This window comes from Geofilum rhodophaeum (assembly GCF_002210225.1).
In the GTDB taxonomy this organism is placed as follows: domain Bacteria; phylum Bacteroidota; class Bacteroidia; order Bacteroidales; family Marinilabiliaceae; genus Geofilum; species Geofilum rhodophaeum.
Map to the genome: position 1 here is coordinate 1 of NZ_MWUJ01000056.1, position 1721 is coordinate 1721.

General features: G+C 34.7%; 2 protein-coding genes. Both read left to right on the plus strand.

What is annotated here, in order from left to right; genetic code table 11:
• Window positions 1–597 (plus strand): hypothetical protein (locus B4W65_RS16980; RefSeq protein ID WP_205741324.1); only part of this gene is annotated, 597 nt, incomplete at its 5' end.
• 173 nt (window positions 598–770) lie between these two features.
• Window positions 771–1604, plus strand: coding sequence for a hypothetical protein (locus tag B4W65_RS16985; RefSeq protein WP_088656350.1), 834 nt, complete (start codon window positions 771–773; stop codon window positions 1602–1604).
• Window positions 1605–1721: the final 117 nt, after the last annotated feature.

The window sequence follows — 1721 nt, forward strand, 5'->3', positions numbered from 1 at the left end:
CGCACTATATTGCCACACGTTGGCACCAATAGTATGAGAACAAGAAACATTGCAATAGGATTAATTATTTTTTTTGCATTCATAGGCTGTGCATCAAGACAGACTGATTTTACAGACAGACTGGTTTTGATTAATTACTATGGATATAATGAAATAAGGAGAACAGATAGTTTATTATTAGATAGGACGATAATAAGTGACACATTAAGATTTACATACAGAGTGAAAAAAGATACCCTTGCATATTCCTTTAAAAAGTCTGTGGATAATGATTCTTCAATTTACCTCTATGGACAAAACTGTCCCCTCATTACTAACAAAACTTTTAAAATCAATAATCAAGATTTTACTATTTTTAAGTACTATTATGACGAGGAAAACTCATCTGATGAAGAATCAAGCTTTTTTTATCATAGAGCTTACGGATTTCTTGTTGGATTTAATGACGGTTGGTTGGATTTGATATTTTCAATGGATTATGATGATATTTCAAAGATTTTAATTGATAGTATCATTAGCGACCGGACAGGTTTTTATTTGAAAGATATTCCACCACCACCTGATTCTTTATTGATTGAAATAGAAGAGTATGAATAAACTACAGGTGCCAACATCATGTATAAAACAATAGGGGTTTAGGTGTATAGGGTAAATCCATTCCCCGCAGCAAATTTCTTAACGGCAGACAATAACGACGCTCGCAAGCCCCTATCGTTTCATACATGTGGGCGTTGTGGTGCATTTGCCAAGACCGAAATTCGAGAAACTAAATGAGAAGTAGAAAAATAAGAGGACATAAAAGACGCTGGAATGATATTGAGAAGTGGATTAATAACCACAAAGATTTAAATCTTGATTATCTAAAAGACTATAAACGAGATTACGCTAAAATTCGAGTACATCCGTGGAGTGGACTTGCTTTGACAAATAGTACTATCCCTGAACCGAAAAGAGAGACAAGAAAACGAATTACGAGTGGATTGATTGAAATTTATGATTCTTGGAAAATTACGCTTGATAAATTAGGAGAACCATACTATTTAAAGATTTGGCTTTTCGACCAAAGATTTTCAAATTCTCAAGTGGTTTGTGCGATTGGAGAATACATTGATTTCTATGAGAATACTTTTCATAAACCAGATTTTTCTATAAAATTATTTCCTGAAAACTTTGGACAATTAGAAAAACAAATAAGTGAGTTCGAATGGGAATATAGGCTTGACGAAGACCATTTTGACAATAGTGAACCTGGGAGTCCTGATTTATATGCATCAATTGCAGATTATGAGGAAGATAAGCGTTATTATGCAAAAATGCTTAAAAAGCCACATCGGACGACTAAGTTTAAAGAGCCAATTGGAGAAGCAACAGAATCGTATTCCTTTAAGAAAGGGAATGTTTGGCTAGGGCAAAAAAACGACACCACAACAATGTATATACAAAATAGGCGAAATAGCAGTAAATTCAAGGGTTGTAGCCCGCTTCAAAACTGTAACAGTTTGATAAGTTTAAAGTCCGCAATCGCCTACTTTGCATATACTCAACGTTGGCACCTATTAACCTCGTACCACATATTTTCCGATAGAAGGTTTTGCACTCGATAGCATGAAAAAATAGATTGATTGGCAAACGGAATCTTGATTTCCAAGCGTCTCTGACCAGGGTTTCGCAAAGTTAAGGTGGTGCTCAGACAGTGGGTAGGTATTTTAAAGATTTGTGCA

What these genes read in the sequence shown, in the direction of transcription:
- B4W65_RS16985 (WP_088656350.1), top strand. Translation starts at nt 771, where the DNA reads ATGAGAAGTAGAAAAATAAGAGGACATAAAAGACGCTGGAATGATATT.